Origin of the sequence: Bacillus sp. AFS015802 (genome assembly GCF_002561455.1) — a bacterium.
Taxonomy (GTDB): domain Bacteria; phylum Bacillota; class Bacilli; order Bacillales; family Bacillaceae_B; genus Rossellomorea.
In genome coordinates this window covers 225426-248120 of sequence record NZ_NTUP01000013.1, presented here as the reverse complement: position 1 = coordinate 248120, position 22695 = coordinate 225426, and the positions used below count along the sequence as shown (strand labels likewise).

Sequence of the window (22695 nt, the reverse complement as noted above, 5' to 3'; positions counted from 1 at the left end):
ATGAAAAAGGTTCTGGTTGTAGATGATTCTGCATTTATGAGAAAGCTTATCAGTGATTTTTTAACAGCCTCCAACCAGCTGGAAGTAATAGGAATCGCAAGGAATGGAGAAGACGCGGTTGCAAAGATTAAAAGATTTCGGCCCGATGTTGTGACCCTTGATGTAGAAATGCCGTTGCTGAATGGGATCGAAGCCTTACGACGGATCATGGAGGAATGTCCCGTCCCAGTCGTCATGCTTTCTTCTACAACCCGGGAAGGCGCGGAGGAGACTGTTACGGCAATGGAGCTTGGAGCCGTTGATTTCATAGCGAAACCTTCAGGGACCATTTCATTGGATCTTCATAAGGTCCAGCATGAAATGGTAGATAAAGTATTGGCGGCAAGCAAAGTGAATGTGACGAAAATGACGAAGGTTTACCGAAAGGAAGCGACATGTGAACCATTGAGGCGCTCACACGAAGTGACAGGACCGTCATCCTTTGATCATGCAGGATTCACGAATCCCCCTAAAATGATCCTGATAGGAACATCTACGGGAGGTCCGCGCGCCTTGCAGAGCGTATTGACAGGGTTACCACGTCATCTTGCTGCCCCCATCGTTGTAGTGCAGCATATGCCCCCAGGTTTTACCAGATCACTCGCCAACCGGTTGGATGGTCAATCTGCCATTTGTGTGAAGGAAGCTGAGGATGGGGAAGTCCTTCAAAATGGGACAGCTTATATTGCCCCCGGCGGTTTTCATACAAGGGTGGTAAAGTCCGGAGCGAATTTATCGATTCAACTTTCAAAAGATGAAGCACCCAGAAATGGTCATAGACCTTCAGTCGACATATTGTTCGAGTCTGCAAGCCTCATCCCTGACTATGGGAAGATAGCTGTCATCATGACAGGAATGGGTTCTGATGGCACAGATGGACTGATCAAGCTTAAAGAACGGGGCGAAGTGAAGGCCATTGCAGAATCAAAAGAGACTTGTATTGTGTTTGGGATGCCGAAAGCGGCTATCTCCACAAAGTTAGTGGATAGGGTGGAACATATCGGGGATATTCCTCGATCAATAATGACCTACATGGTGTAGAGAGGTGTGGAGCACATGGAATTGAGTCAATATTTAGAAGTGTTTATAGAAGAGAGTAAAGAAAATCTGCAAACGTGCAATGAGCAATTGCTTGAACTGGAGAAAAACCCGAAAGATCTTGAGATTGTCAATGAAATCTTCCGATCAGCTCATACTTTAAAAGGAATGTCAGCGACGATGGGGTATGAAGATTTAGCTAATCTTACCCACAAAATGGAGAATGTGCTGGATGCCATCCGCAATGAAAAAATAACCGTATCTCCAGAAATTTTGGACGTTGTGTTTAAATCAGTCGATGATCTCGAAGCCATGGTGTTTTCCATTGCGGATGGAGGAGATGGGAAACGGGATGTTAGTGAAGTCGTAGGGATGCTTCAGGCCATTGAAAAAGGGGAAAGTATACCGGCGACTCTCGCAGCCAATGAGGTGGCTGCAGCTACCGCCACTCCTGAAATAGAGACATTATCTATGCAGTATGAAGCCTTTGAGGAAACAGTCATTCAACAATCCTATGAGCAAGGGTTCCGCTGCTATGAAATTTCGGTTTCCCTGCGGGAGGATTGCCTGCTTAAAGCTGCCCGGGTCTATATGGTATTTGAGGTACTGGGGAAATTGGGAGAGGTCATTAAGTCACTTCCTGCGGTAGAGCAGCTTGAAGAAGAGCAATTCGATCATTCCTTCGTGATTGCCGTTGTATCAAAGGAAGATGCCATTCATATAGAAAATCACATCCGTAAAGTCTCTGAAGTTGAAGAAGTTTCTGTTCTGGAACTCACTGCCCGCCATCTTCAGGACCAGAATCAAATAAAGGATACACCTCCAGAATCAACAGTGGAAGTCATTGAAGAAAAAGGACAGGGAGAAATCCAAGCATCTAAACCTGCCGCCAACGCATCAAAGCCTGCCAATCCTTCCAGCAAGACGATACGGGTCAACATTGAACGGCTGGATGTCCTCATGAATCTTTTCGAGGAACTTGTCATCGATCGAGGCAGGTTAGAACAAATTTCCAAGGACTTGAATAACCCCGAGCTAAATGAAACCGTGGAAAGAATGACAAGGATTTCAGGAGACCTGCAAAACATTATCCTCAATATGCGCATGGTACCTGTAGAAACCGTATTTAACCGCTTTCCACGTATGGTCAGGCAGCTTGCAAGAGATTTGAATAAAAAAATCGAATTGGAAATCATCGGTGCTGAAACGGAACTTGACCGCACGGTGATTGATGAAATCGGCGATCCCCTCGTCCATTTAATACGGAACGCCTTGGATCACGGCATTGAAATGCCTGAAGTCCGTGTGAAAAACGGAAAGCCCGAACAGGGAACCGTCAAGCTTAAAGCGTATCACAGTGGAAATCATGTCTTTATTGAACTTGAAGATGATGGAGCAGGAATCAATAAAGAGAGGGTCCTAACGAAAGCGATCCAAAAAGGGATTGTGTCGGAAGAAACGGCCCAGACGTTATCAGATCGACAAATCTACGAGCTCATATTGGCATCGGGATTTTCTACAGCTGAACAGATTTCCGATATTTCCGGCAGGGGTGTAGGATTGGATGTGGTGAAAGCGACGATTGAGTCCTTAGGTGGTTCCATTACAATTGACTCCACAGTAGGACAGGGATCGCTGTTCTCTATCCAGTTACCACTCACTTTATCCATCATCTCTGTCATGCTTGTTGAAATCGAAGAAGAAAAGTATGCCATCCCTCTCTCTTCCATTATCGAGACAGCGATTGTGAAAAAGGAAGAAATCATGAAGGCGCACAATCAGAGTGTGATCGACTTCAGAGGGAAAGTTGTGCCGTTACTGTTCCTTCAAGATGTATTTGAAGTACCGAAACATTCAACGGAGGAAGAATTATATTCTGTCGTCATCGTTCGAAAAGGTGAGAAAATGGCGGGATTGGTCGTTGATTCCTTTATTGGTCAGCAAGAGGTTGTATTGAAATCCTTAGGGAATTATTTAAATGATGTATTTGCCATTTCCGGTGCGACCATTTTGGGAGATGGACAGGTAGCGCTGATCGTTGATTGTAATGCGTTAATAAAATAGGGGGTAAGGGTAATGAGTGTTGTGACAGATACAGCAGAAGACTTAAAGCTTATCGTATTTCAATTGGTGGATAAGGAATATGCGATTCCAGTGAATCAGGTACGATCAATCGAGAAGCTCGAACATATTACAAGAGTTCCAAGAACCGCCTCCTATGTTAAGGGTGTGATCAACTTGCGCGGGGTGGTAACACCAATCATTGATTTGAGGAGCAGGTTTGAATTACCAGCCTCGGAGCCTACGGAGAGCACGCGTGTGATCATCGCAGGATTGGAGGATAAAGAAGTCGGGTTGATCGTCGATGCTGCCAATGATGTGCTGGATGTTTCCAAAGAATCGATCGAACCTTCACCTGATGTAGTGGGTGTCGTCGAAGCTGAGTACATCGGTGGAGTCGTAAAGCAAAACAAAAGGCTTCTGATTCTCCTTCATTTAGATAAAATACTTCAATCCATCTGAGGGAGGCGAATCGTGTGGGTTATGAAAAAAAGATAACGTCGATGCACTTGGATATATTGAAAGAAATAGGAAATATCGGGGCTGGTCATGCAGCGACGGCCCTTTCCACCCTTCTTGACAAAAAAATAGATATGAAAGTACCGAGCGTTCAAGTCGTTTCATTTGATGAAATGATGGACATGGCAGGCGGACCTGACAATGTTGTCGTAAGCGTGTTCTTACGGATTGAAGGGGAAGCGCCGGGAAGTATGTTCTTTTTATTGCCACTTGAACAGGCGTCCATGTATATCAGGACGATGATTCATGATCGTTCCTTTTCTTTTAGCGACCCTCCTTATTCAGAACTGGGGTTGTCTGCCATGCAGGAACTTGGGAATATTCTTTCGGGTTCATATTTGTCTTCACTGTCTGACTTTACACATCTGAAGCTTTTCCCGTCTGTTCCTGCTTTATCCGTTGACATGGCAGGTGCGATCATCGGTTTCGGATTATTGGAAATATCCCAGGTAAGCGATTATGCCATTGTCATAGACACTGCCTTGAAGGAAGACGAAGTAGAAGAGTCCGAAAGTGTAAAGGGGCACTTTTTCCTCTTGCCTGATCCGGATTCGTTTGAAATCATTTTTCAATCCCTGGGTGTAGAGCTATGATAGATACCAGCACCGTTGTAAAGGTCGGGATTGCAGATATGAATATTGTTGCAAGCGGATCGATCCGTACCTCGGGCCTTGGATCGTGCATCGGAGTCGTCCTGTACGATGAGTTCATCAAACTGGCCGGGATGGTGCATGTGATGCTTCCGCATTCATCGATTGGAAATGAAGCGGTGCCGAATCCTGCCAAGTACGCCGACACAGGTATTGAAGAGCTCATTCGGCAGCTCAAAGCACAGGGAGCCAGTATGAAAAGACTTCAATGCAAAATGGCCGGCGGTGCCCAGATGTTTCAATTTCAATCCAAGAGTGACGTGATGAGGATCGGTCCAAGAAATGCAGAAGCCGTAAAGCAAGTCCTCTTGAAATACGGAGTGCCGGTTGTGGCAGAGGATTTAGGGGGCAACAAAGGGAGAACCATTGAATTCTTCACTTCCACTGGGATTCTTAAAGTCCGGACGGTCAATGAAGGTACAAAGGATTTGTGAAGCAGGAGTAATGGATAATATTCAGTCGAATCAACAAAGAAGCCACATGTTTCCATGGACGAAAATAGTTAGCAAGGAGGATTCTTATGTCTCAACAACCCACTCGAACAGATGAACAACAATATTGGGAGAAATGGATTAACAGTCGTGATACCGAAGCCGGAGACATGTTAGTGAAAAAATACATGCCCCTTGTGTCGTATCATGTTCAGCGAATTTCCGTTGGGCTGCCAAGGAACGTCTCGAGAGAAGATATTAAGAGTCTTGGGTTGATGGGATTACTGGATGCCCTTCAGAAGTTTGACCCTACGAGAGATTTAAAGTTTGATACATATGCTTCGTTCCGGGTGAGGGGCGCCATTCTGGACGGGCTTAGAAAAGAAGACTGGCTCCCACGCTCTACAAGGGATCGGGCGAAGAAAATAGAGGCAAAGACCGTGGAACTCGAACAAACACTTTTACGCCATGTGACCGCAGAAGAAGTTGCTGCTTCTTTGGAAATGACGCCTGAAGAAGTTTACCAAACCACAAATGAGCATTTCTTTGCCAATGTCCTTTCTATGGATGAGCAATTGACTGATGACGACCACGAATCTCAAAACTACTCTATTAAAGATCACAAAACGATCTCACCTGAAGAAGAAGTATTGAAGAGTGAAAAACTGAACGAATTAGAGAAAACGATCCTGACTCTTTCAGAGAAAGAGCAGCTTGTGTTAAGTTTATTCTACAAGGAAGAACTTACACTGACTGAAATCGGAGAAGTCATGAAGTTATCCACTTCCCGAATCTCACAAATCCATTCAAAATCCGTTTTTAAATTACGAAATCTCCTGGGCTCTTAAATAATGTGTAGATGAATATATCTAAAAGGACCCTGAAACTATCGACTGATGGACTGTCCCTGAACATACTGATGGGAGCAGTCCTTTTACTTCTCCGGAATAATCGGAAATGGTAAAACATGAAGTGAAATCAAACAAACGAAGGTGATGACATGGTTACGTTCCTGCTTTTTATATCCTTTCTTCTCAATATCATTTCCTTGCTTTCGGTCGTCATTTTATACTCAAGGCAAAATCGTTTTCTAAACATGGAAAAAGATCAAAAAAAGATCCTTGCTGAAATGGAAGATGTCATTTCAACATATTTGGTCGAGATGAAAGAACAAAACGATGAATTCATACGAAGTTTTAAAACACAGGATTATAAAAGCAAACAGGTGGCTCGCCCAACTGAAGAGAATGATCAGCATGATTCTCCCCAGTATACAAAGACCACAAAATGGACGGGTACAGGTTATAAACGCGCTTCACAAGCTTATCAACAGATGCATGAAGATAAAACGGTACTCACCGACCGAGGGGTTGAAATGCCGGTGGAACCGGATCAAGATCCACTTATTCAACAGGTCATCTCTATGAAGAAAAAGGGGATGTCAATCGAAGAAATAGCTAAATCTGTTGGGAAAGGTAAGACAGAAATCGAGCTGCTGCTAAAATTTCGTCAAATCATGTAGGAAGTCCTTGATTGGCTGAAGCAGGTATGCTATAGTATTCATGGTGTTATTACACACGTTTCTCGATTGAGGTAGATGGTGCTATTTAAGTTGAATAGTTTCTACTACAAGATGACGGAAACGGAGGAGAAAACAAAAACCATTTAGGAGGAAACACACATGTCAGTAATTTCTATGAAACAATTGCTAGAAGCTGGTGTACATTTCGGACACCAAACTCGCCGTTGGAACCCAAAAATGAAGAGATACATCTTCACTGAGCGTAACGGCATTTACATCATCGACCTTCAAAAAACAGTTAAAAAGGTTGAAGAAGCTTATAACTTCGTGAAAGAATTAGCTGGTAACGGCGGTAAAGTTCTTTTCGTTGGAACAAAGAAACAAGCACAAGAGTCTGTTAAAGAAGAAGCAGAACGTGCTGGTATGTACTACATCAACCAACGTTGGTTAGGTGGAACACTTACAAACTTCGAAACAATCCAAAAACGTATTACACGTCTTAAAAACATCGAGAAGATGGAAGAAGACGGAACGTTTGAAGTACTTCCGAAGAAAGAAGTAGTACAACTTAAAAAAGAACATGAACGCTTAGTTAAATTCTTAGGCGGAATCAAAGATATGAACACGCTACCTGATGCATTATTCATCATCGACCCTCGTAAAGAGCGTATCGCTGTAGCTGAAGCGCGTAAACTTCATATCCCTATCGTGGGTATCGTTGATACAAACTGTGATCCGGATGAAATCGATGTTGTCATTCCTGCGAATGACGATGCAATCCGTGCAGTAAAGCTTCTTACAGGTAAAATGGCTGACGCTATCCTAGAAGCTAAGCAAGGTGAAGAAGCAGCTGTAGCAGCTGAGTAATGAATGAAAGGTGATAAGAGGGCTTACCCTTATCACCTTTTTTTAAAGAGTATTCACATCTACTGCACTCTACTACAGAGGCAGTAAATTTTATGACTTTCACCAAACGGTGATCAAAGTCTACATAGTCAAACTAAGGAGGAAACCCACTATGGCAATTACTGCACAAATGGTTAAAGAACTTCGTGAAAAAACTGGCGCTGGAATGATGGATTGTAAAAAAGCGTTAACAGAAACTGACGGAGATATGGACAAAGCAATTGACTTCCTACGTGAAAAAGGAATTGCAAAAGCCGCTAAAAAAGCTGATCGTATCGCAGCAGAAGGTACTACTTACATCGCAAGTGAAGGAAACACTGCAATCATCCTTGAAGTGAACGCAGAAACAGATTTCGTTGCGAAAAACGAAAACTTCCAAAACCTTGTTAAAGAACTATCTGACCACCTTCTTGCAAACAAGCCTGCATCTGTTGAAGAAGCACTTGAGCAAAAAATGGCTAATGGTTCAACTGTAAATGAATTCATCAATGCTGCCATCGCAAAAATCGGAGAAAAAATCACGCTTCGCCGTTTTGAAATCCGTACAAAAGGTGATAACGCTGCGTTCGGTGAATACCTTCACATGGGTGGCCGCATCGCGGTACTTACAGTAGTTGAAGGCACTACTGATGCAAGCGTCGCGAAAGATGTTGCCATGCATGCTGCAGCATTGAATCCTAAGTATGTGTCACGTGATCAAGTTTCTGCAGAAGAAGTAGAGCGTGAGCGTGAAGTGCTTAAGCAACAAGCATTAAACGAAGGAAAGCCTGAAAACATCGTTGAAAAAATGGTGGAAGGCCGTCTTGGGAAATACTTTGAGGATATCTGTATCTTAGATCAAACATTCGTTAAGAATCCAGATCAAAAAGTACGTCAATACCTTGAAGCAAATAAAGCTACTTTGACTGATTTCACGCGTTACGAAGTAGGAGAAGGTCTTGAGAAGCGTCAAGAAAACTTCGCTGAAGAAGTAATGAACCAAGTAAACAAATAAGAACAGCTAAAGTTAAACAATTCTTAGTAGGGAACACCTAGCGTGTTCCCTATTTTTCAAGAAAAATTCTATTTTATGGAGGTTCCCATGAGCGTTCCAAAATATAAACGTGTCGTTCTGAAACTTAGTGGAGAAGCATTAGCGGGTGATGATGGCTTCGGAATCAACCCTACTGTCATTAAAAATGTAGCAGAAGAAGTAAAAGAAATTGCTGAACTTGATGTTGAGGTGGCAGTTGTCGTTGGCGGAGGTAATATCTGGCGTGGTAAGATAGGTAGTGAAATGGGGATGGATCGTGCATCTGCAGACTACATGGGCATGCTTGCTACCGTTATGAACTCTTTGGCCCTTCAAGACAGCCTTGAACAGTTGGGTATCGAGACAAGGGTTCAAACATCGATTGATATGCGTCAGGTGGCAGAGCCTTATATCAGACGCAGAGCGATCCGTCACTTAGAGAAGAAGCGTGTTGTGATTTTTGCAGCAGGTACCGGTAATCCTTACTTCTCGACAGATACGACGGCAGCGCTCCGGGCGGCTGAAATCGAGGCAGAAGTGATCCTTATGGCTAAGAACAACGTAGATGGTGTATACTCAGCAGATCCTAAGAAGGATGAAACGGCTGTTAAATATGAAGAACTTTCCTATTTAGATGTTCTGAAAGAAGGTTTAGCTGTAATGGATTCAACAGCGTCTTCTCTATGTATGGACAATGATATTCCACTTATTGTATTCTCTATTATGGAGGATGGGAATATCAAGAGAGCCATCACTGGTGAAAATATTGGTACAATCGTTAGGGGGAAATCATAATGCCAAGTACGATCATTGCAAATGCAAAGGAAAGAATGACAAAAGCCATTCAAACATTTTCTCGTGAGTTAGCAAGTATCCGCGCGGGTAGAGCTAACGCATCACTGCTGGATAAGATCAATGTTGATTACTATGGTGCACCGACACCGGTCAATCAATTAGCAGGTATTTCGATTCCTGAAGCCCGCATGCTTGTCATACAGCCTTACGACAAATCGGCTTTGGGAGATATTGAAAAGGCGATCATGAAGTCAGATCTTGGGATCACGCCGACAAGTGATGGGAATATCATCCGTATCGTCGTACCTGCTTTAACGGAAGAGCGCCGTAAGGAACTTGTAAAGCTTGTGAAAAAAGAAGCCGAAGATGCCAAGGTCGCCATCCGGAATATCCGCCGCGATGCCAACGATGAACTTAAGAAAAAAGAGAAAAACGGCGACATCACTGAAGATGATCTTCGTGGATACTCTGATGATGTTCAAAAAGCAACCGACGAAAGCATCGTCAAGATCGATAACATCGCAAAAGATAAAGAACAAGAAATGCTGGAAGTTTAATCTTTCATAAACGAATCCTAAGGGGCTGGCCAATAAGTGAACTCATATTCCTTATGGGCCGGTCCCTTTGTTTTTGTTTATGGACAGGAACGCTCTACTTTAACCCAAAATCGTTTTCCTTTTCTCTGATAGAACGTTTTGGTCTTTTCGGGACGGGGCGAACGACCAGACCGAAATGTTCAAATGCTTATATGGATATACATAATCTATTTTCTTAAAGATATCTTCCCTGTTTTTTGATATGATAGTAAGGGCAAATATTTTTTGGATTGTTGGTGGAGGATTTTTTATGCTAAACAAGCTTAAGCAATGGAAACGACAACAAACTTCAGAGGAAGTGGATGGTCGATTTCAAGAACTACTCAAACACCCGATTCCGGGTCATATAGCAATCATTATGGATGGTAATGGGCGATGGGCCAAAAAGAGGGCTTTGCCAAGGGTGGCCGGACATCATGAAGGCATGAAGTGCGTTCGGAGGATCACCAAATTGGCAAATGAACTGGGACTCGAAGCCTTGACCTTATATGCTTTTTCGACAGAGAACTGGAAACGCCCTAAAATGGAAGTCGAGTTTCTTATGAAATTGCCAGAGGAATTTTTAGGCACGTTTCTTCCTGAATTAGTTGAAGAAAATGTACAAGTGAAAATGATGGGTTCACCGGATGCCTTGCCAAATCATACGAAGGCAGCCGTTACAAAGGCCATGGAAGCGACAAAGCATAATGACGGGCTTATCCTGAACTTTGCTTTGAATTATGGCAGCCGGTCAGAAATTATCGATTCCATGAAACATGTCTTAAAAGATGTGCAGAATGGAATACTAGATGAGAACGAAATAAATGAAGAAGTATTTTCAAATTATTTGATGACAAAAGATTTAAAAGATCCAGACCTGCTTATTCGAACGAGTGGAGAAATCCGTTTAAGTAACTTTATGCTTTGGCAATTGGCCTATACGGAGTTCTTTTTTACAGATGTACTATGGCCGGATTTCGGCAAGGAACATTTAACGGAAGCCATAGAAGCATATCAAGGTCGTTCAAGAAGATTTGGTGGGTTACAAAGCGAGGAATCCTGATGAAACAAAGAATCATTACCGCAGTGGTAGCGGCAGCAATATTTTTACCAATCATCATTTTTGGTGAAACACCATTCATCATTCTGATGTATCTGATCGCTTCTATCAGTTTATATGAAGCATTGAAGATGAGGGGGCAATGGATTTTTACCATTCCGGGCTTACTATCCCTCGCTCTTTTATGGGTGTTCCTCATTCCGACGGAAACAATCGGGATCATAGCAGATTTCGGTTACTCCAAGATTGAGTTGGCATTTCTGGCCGTGTTATTATTTTTAACGTATACGGTGGCGACAAAGAATCGTTTTAATTACGATGATGTGGCGTATTCACTATTAAGTGTTTTATATGTTGGGATCGGTTTCTATTACTTCATGGAAATCAGACTGGAAGAAGGCGTACAGTTTGTCTTTTATGCGTTATTTATCATTTGGGCAACTGATTCCGGTGCTTATTTTATCGGCAGGGCAATGGGGAAAAAGAAGCTCTGGCCTGAAATCAGTCCGAATAAAACTATAGAAGGCTTCGTTGGAGGCATTGTTTGTGCCGTCATAGTCGGAGTCATCATGACGTTTTTCACAGACCTTGAAATGTCCATCCCTAAGCTTGTTATCGTGACGGCCATTCTTTCTGTCTTTGGACAAGTAGGGGATTTAGTGGAATCTGCCTTAAAGAGACATTATAAAGTGAAGGATTCAGGACATTTACTGCCAGGACACGGTGGTATGCTTGATCGATTCGATAGTTTACTATTCGTATTACCCCTTCTTCACTTTTTGTTATAACGTAGACTGATAAAAGTGAAAGGTTTCAATTGGGAGGTGTGAGGCAGTTGAAGAAAATCAGCTTGATGGGTGCTACGGGTTCGATTGGGATTCAGACCCTGGATGTGATCCGGGAGCATCCAGAAGAATTCAAACTAACGGCCATGTCTGTTGGCAAAAATATACAAGAAGCCAGAAAGATGATCATGGAATTCAGTCCCCGGCTCGTTTCTGTTCAGCACAAGGAAGATGCTGATGCATTATCCAGGGAATTCCCTTCCAAGGTGAAGGTTCTCCATGGGGAAGAAGGCCTTGTGGAAGTAGCGTGTCACCAGGATGCAGACGTCCTCGTGAATGCAGTACTTGGCAGTGTCGGTTTATACCCTACACTACAAGCCATTGAGGCAGGGAAAACGATTGCGATTGCCAATAAGGAAACTTTGGTGACAGCCGGCCACCTTGTAATGGAAGCGGCAAGGGAAAAAGGGACGCCACTGCTGCCCGTTGACAGTGAACATTCCGCCATTTTCCAGGCACTTCAAGGTGAAAAGGAAAAGAATATCGAAAAGTTGATCATTACGGCATCAGGTGGCAGTTTCAGGGACCGGACAAGGGATGAATTGGTTGGAGTGACGGTACATGAAGCGTTGAATCATCCAAACTGGTCAATGGGGGCGAAGATCACCATCGACTCAGCCTCCATGATGAACAAAGGACTGGAGGTCATCGAGGCTCATTGGTTATTTGATATTCCTTACGATCAAATAGACGTCGTACAGCATAGAGAAAGCATCATCCACTCGATGATACAATTCCACGACTCTTCTGTCATGGCACAGCTGGGCACACCGGATATGCGTGTGCCGATCCAATATGCCCTGACGTTTCCTGACAGACTTCAGAGAAAGGGAAAGAGACTGGATTTGGTCGAAATCGGAAAGCTTCATTTTGAAGAAATGGACCTGAATCGCTTTCGGTGTCTCGCTTTCGCCTATGAAGCAGGACGGATCGGTGGCAGTATGACGACGGTCTTAAATGCTGCAAATGAAGCGAGCGTTGCCCTGTTCCTGGATAATAAAATATCCTTCCTCGATATTGAAACATATATTGAGAAGGCTATGAGTGCCCACCAGGTTATACATAGACCTGATCTCGAAACCATACATGAAATAGACAGGCAGACCCGAAGACTCGTTTCGAGCTGGGTGTAGGGAAGGAACTGCGCATGTTTACAGTATCTGAAACGTAGAATGATAGTGGACATGTTTTTTGCGTGTATACTTTAACATTTAAATCTGTTATCAACAGGTTATTAAAAAGGTGGTTTTTTATTTGCAAACGGTGATTGCCTTTATTGTTATTTTCGGTGCTTTAGTATTTTTTCACGAGCTGGGGCATTTGATTTTCGCCAAACGTGCCGGCATTCTGTGCCGCGAATTTGCCATAGGATTCGGTCCTAAAGTGTTTTCTTATAAGAAGAATGAGACAACCTACACCATTCGCTTATTGCCTCTCGGGGGATTTGTACGAATGGCAGGGGAAGATCCGGAAATGGTGGAACTCAAGGCAGGGCATCGTGTGGGTCTTGTACTGGACCAGAACGAGAAGATTGTGAAAATTGTCTTGAATAACAAAGATCGCTATCCGAATATCCGTGTCGTTGAAGTAGAAGAAGCAGACCTTGAACATAAACTGCATATCCGTGGATATGAGGAAGACGGGGAAGACTTAAAAACCTTCTCTATTTCAAGGGACGCTGTATTCATTGAAGATGGCGTAGAAACCCAGATAGCCCCATGGGATCGACAATTCGCTTCCAAGTCCCTCCCCCAAAGGGCGCTGGCCATCTTTGCCGGTCCGTTATTTAATTTTATTCTGGCCTTCTTCATCTTTATCCTTGTCGGCCTGTTACAAGGTGTTCCGACAAACGATCCTGTCCTTGGTGAATTGACAGAAGACGGGGCAGCGAAAGAGGCAGGGCTCCAAAAGAATGACGTCGTCCTGAGCATCGACGGGAAAGAAATTTCCACTTGGGATGATATCGTGACGATCATCCAGAAGCATCCGGGGGATGAGCTTCGATTCAATGTCGACCGTAATGGCTCGAATGCTGAGATTCCTGTTACACCGAAGCCTCAGGAAATCGAAGGGGAAGAAATTGGAATCATCGGGGTCCACAGTCCTGTGGAGAAGTCACCGCTCAAAGTCGTATCGAACAGCGCCCAGCAAACCTACGAATGGACCAAAATGATTTTTGTATTACTAGGAAAGCTGGTGTCGGGAGAATTTTCCATCGATGCCCTATCGGGACCTGTCGGGATCTATCAGTCAACAGATGTAGTGGCGAAATCGGGAATATACTATTTAATGCGATGGGCAGCCATCCTTAGCATCAACCTGGGAATCATGAATCTATTACCGATCCCAGCACTTGATGGAGGAAGACTTCTATTCTTCGCCGTGGAAGCGGTAAGAGGAAAGCCTGTGGATCGACAAATGGAAGGCATGGTCCACTTCGTCGGATTTGCCCTCCTCATGGTCCTCATGCTCGTCGTCACATGGAATGACATACAAAGATTTTTCTTATAAAAGTAGTTTTCCTTTAATGGATGTACTGAGCAGATTTATTAATTTGTATTGGAAGTGTAGGATGCCTGTTCAGCTGGTGGACCATGCTCAGACCAAATGGAGTCTGGGCAGTTACGCTTACCTAATTATTAGGCTGTCATTATAGAGTCTTATAATATGAAAAAAAGTGAATTCTGCATTGTACACTTTCAAAAGATGTCATATTTAAGGATTTTGGTTGTAAATAGTAATAAGTTTAACCTTTAAAGTTGATTGGAGCGGAAGNNCGGAAAGCGAGCACCTGGAGTGGAAATCAACCTCTACTCGCTGCTTTAAAGTAACAGAATTATAAAACCGCTTTTAAATCAATCCTATTAAACAAAGCAGGCAGTTTCTCCCTCAGTAATCAAAAAATGAGGGTGTCACTGCCTGTTGATTTAAGTTAAAATAGTGAGAAGGAAATTCCTACACTACATAAATAATATATAGGGTAACTGAGGTGCTAGTAAATGAAGCAGCAAAATACATTCATCCCTACGCTGAGAGAAACGCCTGCTGATGCAGAAATCAAGAGTCATCAGCTTCTCTTGCGTGCAGGGTACATCAGACAAAATGCAAGTGGTATATACAGCTTTTTACCGCTAGGAAAAAAAGTATTGAAAAAAGTAGAAGAGGTCATCCGTGAAGAACTGGATGCGGCCGGTGCTGTTGAAATGCTTATGCCAGCACTTCAACCATCCGAGCTTTGGAAGGAATCCGGTCGTTGGGGCACATATGGACCGGAATTGATGAGAATGAATGATCGTCATGATCGGGAGTTTGCCCTTGGAGCCACTCATGAGGAAGTCATAACAAGCTTAGTAAGGGACGAAATCAAATCTTACAAGCGCCTTCCCCTCACCATGTATCAGATCCAAACGAAATTCCGGGATGAAAAACGTCCGCGTTTTGGTCTTTTAAGGGGAAGAGAGTTCATCATGAAGGATGCATACTCCTTCCATTCTTCATTTGAAAGCCTGGACGAAACATACAACGCATTGTTTCAAGCCTACTCTAACATCTTCAGTCGCTTCGGCTTGAATTTCAGGGCGGTCATCGCTGATTCCGGTGCCATGGGTGGTAAGGATACACATGAGTTCATGGTGTTATCAGACGTTGGAGAAGATACGATTGCCTACTCTGATTCATCGGATTATGCAGCGAATATCGAAATGGCAGAAGTCTCGGATTCATACACCACATCATCCGAAGAGATGCTCCCATTAGAAAAGGTTTCAACACCGGAGAGTAAGTCCATTGAAGAAGTGGCCACCTTCTTATCTGTCGAAAAGGATCAATGCATTAAATCGCTTTTATTTAAAGTCGACGATGAGTACGTATTGGTGTTGTCCCGTGGTGATCACGAAATTAATGATATCAAAGTGAAGAATCTTTTAAGTGCCGATGTGGTCGAATTAGCTTCAGCCGAGGAAACGAAAGAAATCACGGGATGCGAAATTGGTTCGATCGGTCCTTCTGCACCAGGCGTGAAGATCGTAGCGGACCAGGCAGTCAAATACATTCGCAATGGGGTAACAGGTGCCAATGAAGAAGGGTATCATTTCAAAAATGTAAACCCTGAACGTGATTTTGAGGTATCCAGTTATGCAGATCTCCGTTTCATTCAGGAAGGGGATCCTTCACCGGACGGAAACGGCACGATTGTCTTCGCAAAAGGGATTGAAGTAGGACATGTTTTCAAACTGGGAACGAAATATTCCGACGCTCTGGGAAGCTCATTCCTGGATGAAAATGGCCGGTCTCAATCCATCATCATGGGCTGTTATGGAATCGGAGTTTCCCGTACACTTGCTGCCGTGGCAGAGCAATTCAATGATGATAAAGGTCTACTATGGCCAACGAATCTCTCTCCATATGATCTTCATTTAATCCCGATTAATATGAAGGATGAAGCACAAGCGGCACTTGCAAACGAATTATATGACTCTTTCAAAGAAAACAGATATGATGTATTAATGGATGATCGAGCTGAACGTCCAGGAGTGAAATTTGCTGATTCAGATCTGATAGGCCTTCCTATCCGCATAACGGTCGGGAAGAAAGCGGGAGAGGGAATTGTTGAAGTAAAGGTAAGAAAAACCGGAGAAATGTTCGAGGTTCATAAAGATGAACTGTCATCCAAGCTGCAAGAACTATTCAAAACTCTTTCTTGATTTTTAAATCTAAAAAGGGCTCGACTTTAAAGGAGGCAATCCTTTTGCTGTCAGCCCTTTTTATTCTGTAAACAAAATGATATACGAGTAGAAATGGGGGAAAACGACTATGGAAGAAAAGCCCCTGGGCAAAAGAGAAAGGTTTCAACTGTTGCTTCAACAGTTAGGCTTAACGGAGGATGCCTTTGTTCAGTATTTCAGGCACGCTGAGATTGAAAAATTGGCTGTATACCGAAAGGAAAAGAAATGGCATTTTCATTTCACGTTTGAAGAAATCATCCCTTGTAACGTGTGGAGTAAATTTTCCATTGCACTTCAAACATCCTTTAAACATATCGCAAATGTGGGCTATACGATTAAAGTGTTGAATCCCAATGTGACGGATCAGCATATCTTGGATTACTGGCAGGACTGTGTGAAGGAGATCCAGGGAATATCTCCGCCCTTATTAAAATTATTAAATACTCAAAAGCCTAAGATCAATGGAAACAAAATCATCGTTCAGGCTTCGAATGATACAGAAGCTACTCAGCTGAAAAGAAAATATGGTGAGATGATCACCTCGACATTTGAAAACTTCGGTTTTCCCAAGTTGGTCCTGGATGCAGAGGTAAGTCAGGTTGAGGAACAGAGCAATGAGTATGAGAAATTTTTGGAAGAAAAGCTGAAAGAGGACCAGGAAAGAGCGAAACAGGCTCTAATTGAAATGGAAAAAGCCGAAAAAGAGGGTGCAAGTGATGCACCAAGCGGACCATTCATGCTCGGTCTTACAATTAAAGACGATGCCGACTTCCGCAAAATTGAAGAAATTTATGATGAGGAGCGTCGTATCGCTATTGAAGGGTATGTGTTCGATTGTGAGACAAGGGAACTCAGAAGCGGACGTACCCTGCTTACCTTTAAAGTGACCGATTACTCAAGCTCTATCCTGGTCAAGATGTTCTCCAGGGATAAAGAGGACGCAGCGGTTATGAACAATATGAAAAAAGGGATGTGGGTCCGCTGCCGTGGAAGCATTCAAAACGATACCTTTGTACGCGACCTCGTGATGATTGCCAATGATGTAAATGAAATCAAGCCGGTTCTAAGACTCGACACCGCCCCTGCAGATGAAAAAAGAGTAGAGCTTCATATGCATACCCCAATGAGTCAAATGGATGCTGTTTCTTCAGTGGCAAGCCTGGTCGCCCAGGCGAAGAGATGGGGGCATAAAGCGGTTGCGATAACCGATCATGCAGTGGCACAGTCATTCCCTGAAGCTTACAACGCAAGTAAGAAAAACGATATTAAACTTCTTTACGGAGTGGAAGCGAACCTTGTCGATGACGGTGTACCGATCGCCTATAATGACAGGGACCTTCCACTTGAAGACAGCACCTATATTGTATTTGACGTGGAAACGACCGGACTTTCCGCTGTATACGACACCATCATAGAACTCGCAGCGGTGAAAATAAAGGATGGAGAGGTCATTGATAAATTCGAGTCATTCGCCAATCCTCATCATCCGTTATCTGCTACAACGATCGAATTAACGGGGATTACCGATGACATGGTACAGACGGCTCCAGAGATAAATGACGTCCTTCACAAATATCATAAATGGGTGGGGGATGATATCCTGGTCGCCCATAATGCATCATTCGATATGGGCTTCTTGAATGCCGGCTATCAAAAAGCCGGTATCCAGAAGGCAACCAATCCCGTCATTGACACACTGGAGCTGGGAAGACTTCTATATCCACAGTTTAAAAATCACAGGCTGAATACATTAGCCAAGAAATTCGATATCGAATTGACCCAGCATCACAGAGCGATCTATGATGCAGAAACGACCGGGTACCTGTTGCTTAAAATGCTGAAAGACGCCGTGGAAAAGGGGATCACGAATCATAATCAATTCAATGACTATATGGGAAAAGGCGATGCCTATAAGCGATCAAGGCCGTATCACTGTACATTGATTGCCCAGACGGAAGAAGGATTGAAAAATCTGTATAAGCTTGTCTCCATATCTCATATGAATTATTTCTTCCGCGTTCCAAGAATCCCTCGATCCCAACTGCAGAAGTACCGTACGGGGATCCTGGTCGGATCCGGTTGTGATAAAGGGGAAGTTTTCGAAGGGATGATGCAGAAAGGTAAAGAAGAAGTCGAGGAAACGGCTCAATTCTATGATTATCTCGAAGTTCATCCGAAAGCGGTATATCAGCATTTAATCGAATTAGACCTTGTACAGAGCGAGAAGAACCTTGAAGATATCATCGGAAATATCGTCGAACTTGGCAAAAAGCTGGATAAGCCTGTAGTGGCTACAGGAAATGTCCATTATTTAAATGAGACAGATAAGATTTATAGGAAGATTCTCGTTGGATCACAGGGAGGAGCCAACCCGCTTAACCGCCATGAGCTCCCTGACGTTCACTTCAGAACAACGAATGAAATGCTGGATGCCTTCTCCTTCCTCGGGAAAGATACGGCTAAAGAGATCGTTGTCGATAATACCAATAAGATCGCCGATATGGTAGACGTCATCAAACCGATCAGAGATGACCTCTATACGCCGAAGATTGAAGGTGCAGACGAAGAAATGCGCCGGATGAGCTATGCCATGGCGAAGAGCATCTACGGAGAAGAGCTTCCAGAGATCGTCGAAGCCAGAATTGAAAAAGAATTAAAGAGTATCATCGGACATGGTTTCGCTGTCATCTATTTAATTTCGCATAAGCTGGTGAAGAAATCTTTGGATGACGGATATCTGGTCGGTTCACGTGGATCGGTGGGGTCTTCTTTTGTAGCGACGATGACGGAAATCACGGAAGTGAATCCACTGCCTCCTCATTATGTTTGTCCGTCCTGCAAGAAGTCCGAGTTCTTTGATGATGGATCGGTGGGATCAGGATTCGACCTGCCAAATAAGGACTGCCCTGATTGCGGCGTTCCTTATAGAAAAGACGGGCACGACATTCCTTTTGAAACCTTCCTTGGATTTAAAGGGGACAAGGTTCCGGATATCGATCTGAACTTCTCAGGGGAGTATCAGCCGAATGCCCACAACTACACAAAGGTTCTGTTCGGTGAGGATAATGTGTATCGGGCAGGTACAATCGGTACAGTAGCGGAAAAGACCGCCTACGGGTATGTGAAAGGGTACGCGAATGACAATCAGCTTCAAATCCGGGGGGCGGAAATTGATCGATTGGTCAGTGGATGCACCGGTGTGAAGAGAACGACCGGACAGCATCCAGGGGGGATCATCGTAGTACCGGATTATATGGATATCTATGATTTCTCACCGATACAGTTTCCGGCTGACGATTCGGGTTCGGAATGGAAAACGACGCATTTTGACTTCCACTCCATCCATGATAATCTCTTGAAGCTGGATATTCTGGGACATGATGACCCGACCGTCATCCGCATGCTTCAGGATTTATCCGGGATCGATCCCAAGACGATTCCAACAGACGACCCTGAGGTAATGAAAATTTTCAGCGGTACTGAATCCCTTGGTGTGACTGAAGATCAAATCATGTGTAAGACCGGGACACTCGGAATCCCTGAATTCGGTACGAGATTCGTCCGGCAGATGCTAGAGGATACAAAACCGACAACGTTCTCCGAGCTGGTCCAAATTTCAGGCCTTTCCCATGGTACCGATGTGTGGCTTGGAAATGCACAAGAGCTCATCCATAACAACATCTGTAATCTGAGCGAAGTAATCGGTTGTCGTGATGATATTATGGTGTATCTAATCTATCAAGGACTTGAGCCTTCCCTTGCCTTTAAAATCATGGAATTTGTGCGTAAAGGAAAAGGCCTCCAGGATGAATGGGTGGAAGAGATGAAGAAGAACGGAGTACCTGACTGGTATATCGATTCCTGCTTGAAGATCAAGTATATGTTCCCGAAAGCCCATGCTGCCGCTTATGTATTGATGGCTGTACGGATTGCATACTTTAAAGTGCATCATGCACTCCTGTACTATGCCGCTTACTTTACCGTCCGTGCAGAGGATTTCGATATCGAAGCGATGGTAAGGGGATCACAGGCGGTCAGAGCCAAGATCGAGGAAATCAATGGTAAAGGCCTCGATGCCTCTCCGAAAGAAAAGAATACGTTAACGGTCCTGGAATTGGCCCTTGAAATGTGCGAACGGGGCTATAAGTTCCAGAAAGTAGACCTGTATCGTTCAGAGGCAGCCGAATTTGTGATCGATGGAGACACATTGATTCCGCCGTTCAACTCTATCCCGGGGCTTGGTACCAATGCTGCCATCAATATTGTGAATGCAAGAGGGGATGGGGAATTTCTATCGAAGGAAGACCTGCAGCAAAGGGGCCGTGTTTCAAAGACCATCATTGAGTATCTGGATAATCACGGCTGCCTGGAAGCTTTGCCGGATAAGAACCAATTATCCCTGTTCTAAGACCGCTATCACGGGAATTGTTTGCATAAAAATGTTGATTATGGTATATTTTTATTGGAAATACTAAAGATAGCTCTAAAGGTAGAAGAGTGGGGTCGCACCCCACTCTTTCGTTATTACATGGAGATTTTTTGAACTATCATTTCTAGTCTTGGTGCAAGATTTTCCTATAGACCAGGAGGTAAGTATGAGCAAAATAACCACACTTGTAGAAGAAATTGTAACACCAATCTTAGATGACATGTCTTTGGAACTCATCGACATGGAATATGTAAAAGAAGGATCCAATTGGTTTCTTCGTGTATTCATCGACAAAGATTCAGGTGTTGACATTGAAGAATGCGGAATAGTAAGTGAAAGACTTAGTGAAAAGTTAGATGAAATTGACCCAATTCCTCATAATTACTTTTTAGAAGTTTCTTCACCGGGGGCTGAACGTCCTTTAAAGAAAGACAAGGACTTCGAGAAAGCCATAGGCAAAAACGTTTATGTAAAAACGTATGAGCCGTTGAACGGCGAAAAAGCCTTCGAAGGGACACTTCTTTCCTATACTTCAGACCAGTTATCATTGGAAGTAACCATTAAGACTCGAAAAAAGAAGGTTGAAATTCCAACAGATAAGATAGCCATCGCACGTTTGGCTGTTACATTTTCATAGGAACTAACCGCATTATAAAGGGGGATGAAACCACCATGAGCACTCAGTTATTAGATGCTCTTACTGTTTTAGAGAAAGAGAAAGGCATTGCAAGAGATGTCATCATAGAAGCAATCGAAGCGGCCCTGGTGTCAGCTTACAAGCGAAATTTTAACCAAGCACAGAATGTCCGTGTAGACCTTAACCTTGATACGGGTACGATGAGAGTCTTCGCCCGGAAGGAAGTCGTGGATGAAGTATTTGATTCCCGCCTTGAGATTTCAGTTGAAGATGCCGCAGAAATCAATCCAAGCTATGAAGTCGGGGACGTTGTGGAACTTGAAGTGACGCCAAAAGATTTTGGCCGGATCGCAGCTCAGACAGCCAAGCAGGTTGTGACTCAGCGAGTGAGGGAAGCAGAGAGAGGAATCATCTATTCCGAGTTTGTGGACCGTGAAGAGGATATCATGACAGGTATCGTTCAACGTCAGGATAATCGTTTCATCTATGTGGCTTTAGGGAAGATCGAAGCCCTCTTACCGGTGAGTGAGCAAATGCCTAACGAAACTTACAAACCTCATGACCGGATCAAAGTATTCATCACCAAGGTGGAGAAGACGACAAAAGGTCCTCAGATCTTTGTTTCAAGAACTCACCCTGGATTATTAAAGCGATTATTTGAAATCGAGGTTCCGGAAATCTTTGACGGAACAGTGGAAATCAAATCAGTTGCCCGTGAAGCCGGTGACCGCTCTAAGATTTCCGTGCATGCGGAAAATCCTGAAGTCGATCCGGTAGGTGCATGTGTCGGAACCAAAGGAGCGCGCGTTCAGGCAATCGTCAATGAATTAAAGGGCGAGAAGATCGATATCGTCCAGTGGTCAGAGGACCCTGTGACGTTTGTAGCCAATGCCTTGAGTCCATCCAAAGTATTGGATGTCCAGGTGAATGAAGAAGACAAAGCAACCAGAGTCGTGGTTCCCGACTATCAGCTTTCACTTGCAATCGGTAAACGTGGTCAAAATGCTCGCCTTGCAGCTAAATTGACAAACTGGAAGATTGATATCAAGAGTGAAACAGATGCCCGCGAACTAGGGCTATATCCTCGCGAAGAGGCCTTTTTGCCTCAGGATGAAGAGGAAGAGTATGACAACGAGCCTTTAAATATTGATTTCGAAAATCAAGATTAAGAGGTGGGTAAGATGGGTGTAAATAAAAAGATCCCGTTGCGCAAATGTGTGGCAACGGGTGAAATGAAACCGAAAAAAGAAATGATACGTATTGTAAGATCGAAAGAAGGGGAGGTTTCCATCGATCCGACGGGAAAGAAATCGGGTCGTGGGGCTTATCTCTCAAAGGATAAAGACGTCATTTTACAAGCTAAAAAGAAAAATACTTTAGCCAATCAATTACAAGCGAAAATAGATGAATCTCTTTACGATGAATTGATTAGCCTTGTGGAAAAGGAGTAAC

The 22695-nt window shown here is 43.7% G+C and carries 20 protein-coding genes; all 20 read left to right on the top strand.

What is annotated here, in order from left to right:
- Complete coding sequence (locus CN378_RS10125) at nucleotides 1-1080, top strand: protein-glutamate methylesterase/protein-glutamine glutaminase (protein ID WP_098351760.1); 1080 nt, start codon at nucleotides 1-3, stop codon at nucleotides 1078-1080.
- 15 nt (nucleotides 1081-1095) lie between these two features.
- A complete protein-coding gene (locus CN378_RS10120; protein ID WP_098351759.1) occupies nucleotides 1096-3141 on the top strand; it encodes a chemotaxis protein CheA in 2046 nt (681 codons plus the stop codon).
- 12 nt (nucleotides 3142-3153) lie between these two features.
- The gene (locus CN378_RS10115; protein ID WP_098351758.1) at nucleotides 3154-3600 is read left to right on the top strand and encodes a chemotaxis protein CheW; all 447 of its coding nucleotides are present in this window, start codon (nucleotides 3154-3156) and stop codon (nucleotides 3598-3600) included.
- A gap of 41 nt (nucleotides 3601-3641) precedes the next feature.
- The gene (locus CN378_RS10110; protein WP_218924817.1) at nucleotides 3642-4250 is read left to right on the top strand and encodes a chemotaxis protein CheC; all 609 of its coding nucleotides are present in this window, start codon (nucleotides 3642-3644) and stop codon (nucleotides 4248-4250) included.
- Nucleotides 4247-4741 (top strand): chemotaxis protein CheD, encoded by a 495-nt coding sequence (locus CN378_RS10105; protein ID WP_098351756.1) that lies wholly within the window; start codon nucleotides 4247-4249, stop codon nucleotides 4739-4741. The genes CN378_RS10110 and CN378_RS10105 overlap by 4 nt, the downstream gene beginning before the upstream one ends.
- Before the next feature lie 86 nt (nucleotides 4742-4827).
- Complete coding sequence (locus CN378_RS10100; protein ID WP_098351755.1) at nucleotides 4828-5586, top strand: FliA/WhiG family RNA polymerase sigma factor; 759 nt, start codon at nucleotides 4828-4830, stop codon at nucleotides 5584-5586.
- Nucleotides 5587-5738: 152 nt separating this feature from the next.
- A complete protein-coding gene (locus tag CN378_RS10095) occupies nucleotides 5739-6260 on the top strand; it encodes a hypothetical protein (RefSeq protein WP_098351754.1) in 522 nt (173 codons plus the stop codon).
- A gap of 159 nt (nucleotides 6261-6419) precedes the next feature.
- Nucleotides 6420-7127 (top strand): 30S ribosomal protein S2, encoded by a 708-nt coding sequence (gene rpsB / locus CN378_RS10090; protein WP_034760179.1) that lies wholly within the window; start codon nucleotides 6420-6422, stop codon nucleotides 7125-7127.
- 151 nt (nucleotides 7128-7278) lie between these two features.
- Nucleotides 7279-8160: a translation elongation factor Ts gene (tsf, locus tag CN378_RS10085; protein ID WP_098351753.1), complete on the top strand. Its 882-nt coding sequence runs from the start codon at nucleotides 7279-7281 to the stop codon at nucleotides 8158-8160.
- Between the two features lie 87 nt (nucleotides 8161-8247).
- A complete protein-coding gene (gene pyrH, locus CN378_RS10080) occupies nucleotides 8248-8973 on the top strand; it encodes a UMP kinase (protein ID WP_098351752.1) in 726 nt (241 codons plus the stop codon).
- The gene (gene frr / locus CN378_RS10075) at nucleotides 8973-9530 is read left to right on the top strand and encodes a ribosome recycling factor (RefSeq protein ID WP_098351751.1); all 558 of its coding nucleotides are present in this window, start codon (nucleotides 8973-8975) and stop codon (nucleotides 9528-9530) included. The genes pyrH and frr overlap by 1 nt, the downstream gene beginning before the upstream one ends.
- 289 nt (nucleotides 9531-9819) lie before the next feature.
- On the top strand, nucleotides 9820-10611 hold the full coding sequence (locus CN378_RS10070; RefSeq protein ID WP_098351750.1) for an undecaprenyl pyrophosphate synthase: 792 nt from the start codon (nucleotides 9820-9822) through the stop codon (nucleotides 10609-10611).
- On the top strand, nucleotides 10611-11396 hold the full coding sequence (locus tag CN378_RS10065; RefSeq protein WP_098351749.1) for a phosphatidate cytidylyltransferase: 786 nt from the start codon (nucleotides 10611-10613) through the stop codon (nucleotides 11394-11396). Before CN378_RS10070 ends, CN378_RS10065 begins: the two co-directional genes overlap by 1 nt.
- A gap of 47 nt (nucleotides 11397-11443) precedes the next feature.
- Nucleotides 11444-12586 carry a 1-deoxy-D-xylulose-5-phosphate reductoisomerase gene (gene dxr, locus CN378_RS10060; protein WP_098351748.1) on the top strand — a complete coding sequence of 381 codons (1143 nt, stop codon included), beginning with the start codon at nucleotides 11444-11446 and terminating at the stop codon, nucleotides 12584-12586.
- Between the two features lie 121 nt (nucleotides 12587-12707).
- On the top strand, nucleotides 12708-13964 hold the full coding sequence (rseP, locus tag CN378_RS10055; protein ID WP_098351747.1) for an RIP metalloprotease RseP: 1257 nt from the start codon (nucleotides 12708-12710) through the stop codon (nucleotides 13962-13964).
- 488 nt (nucleotides 13965-14452) lie between these two features.
- Nucleotides 14453-16156: a proline--tRNA ligase gene (locus CN378_RS10050; protein ID WP_098351746.1), complete on the top strand. Its 1704-nt coding sequence runs from the start codon at nucleotides 14453-14455 to the stop codon at nucleotides 16154-16156.
- 109 nt (nucleotides 16157-16265) lie between these two features.
- Nucleotides 16266-20585, top strand: coding sequence for a PolC-type DNA polymerase III (locus tag CN378_RS10045; protein WP_098351745.1), 4320 nt, complete (start codon nucleotides 16266-16268; stop codon nucleotides 20583-20585).
- Nucleotides 20586-20772: 187 nt separating this feature from the next.
- Nucleotides 20773-21243 carry a ribosome maturation factor RimP gene (gene rimP / locus CN378_RS10040; RefSeq protein ID WP_098351744.1) on the top strand — a complete coding sequence of 157 codons (471 nt, stop codon included), beginning with the start codon at nucleotides 20773-20775 and terminating at the stop codon, nucleotides 21241-21243.
- Nucleotides 21244-21278: 35 nt separating this feature from the next.
- On the top strand, nucleotides 21279-22412 hold the full coding sequence (gene nusA / locus CN378_RS10035) for a transcription termination factor NusA (protein WP_098351743.1): 1134 nt from the start codon (nucleotides 21279-21281) through the stop codon (nucleotides 22410-22412).
- 12 nt (nucleotides 22413-22424) lie between these two features.
- The gene (gene rnpM / locus CN378_RS10030; protein ID WP_098351742.1) at nucleotides 22425-22694 is read left to right on the top strand and encodes an RNase P modulator RnpM; all 270 of its coding nucleotides are present in this window, start codon (nucleotides 22425-22427) and stop codon (nucleotides 22692-22694) included.
- The last annotated feature ends 1 nt before the right edge of the window (nucleotide 22695 follow it).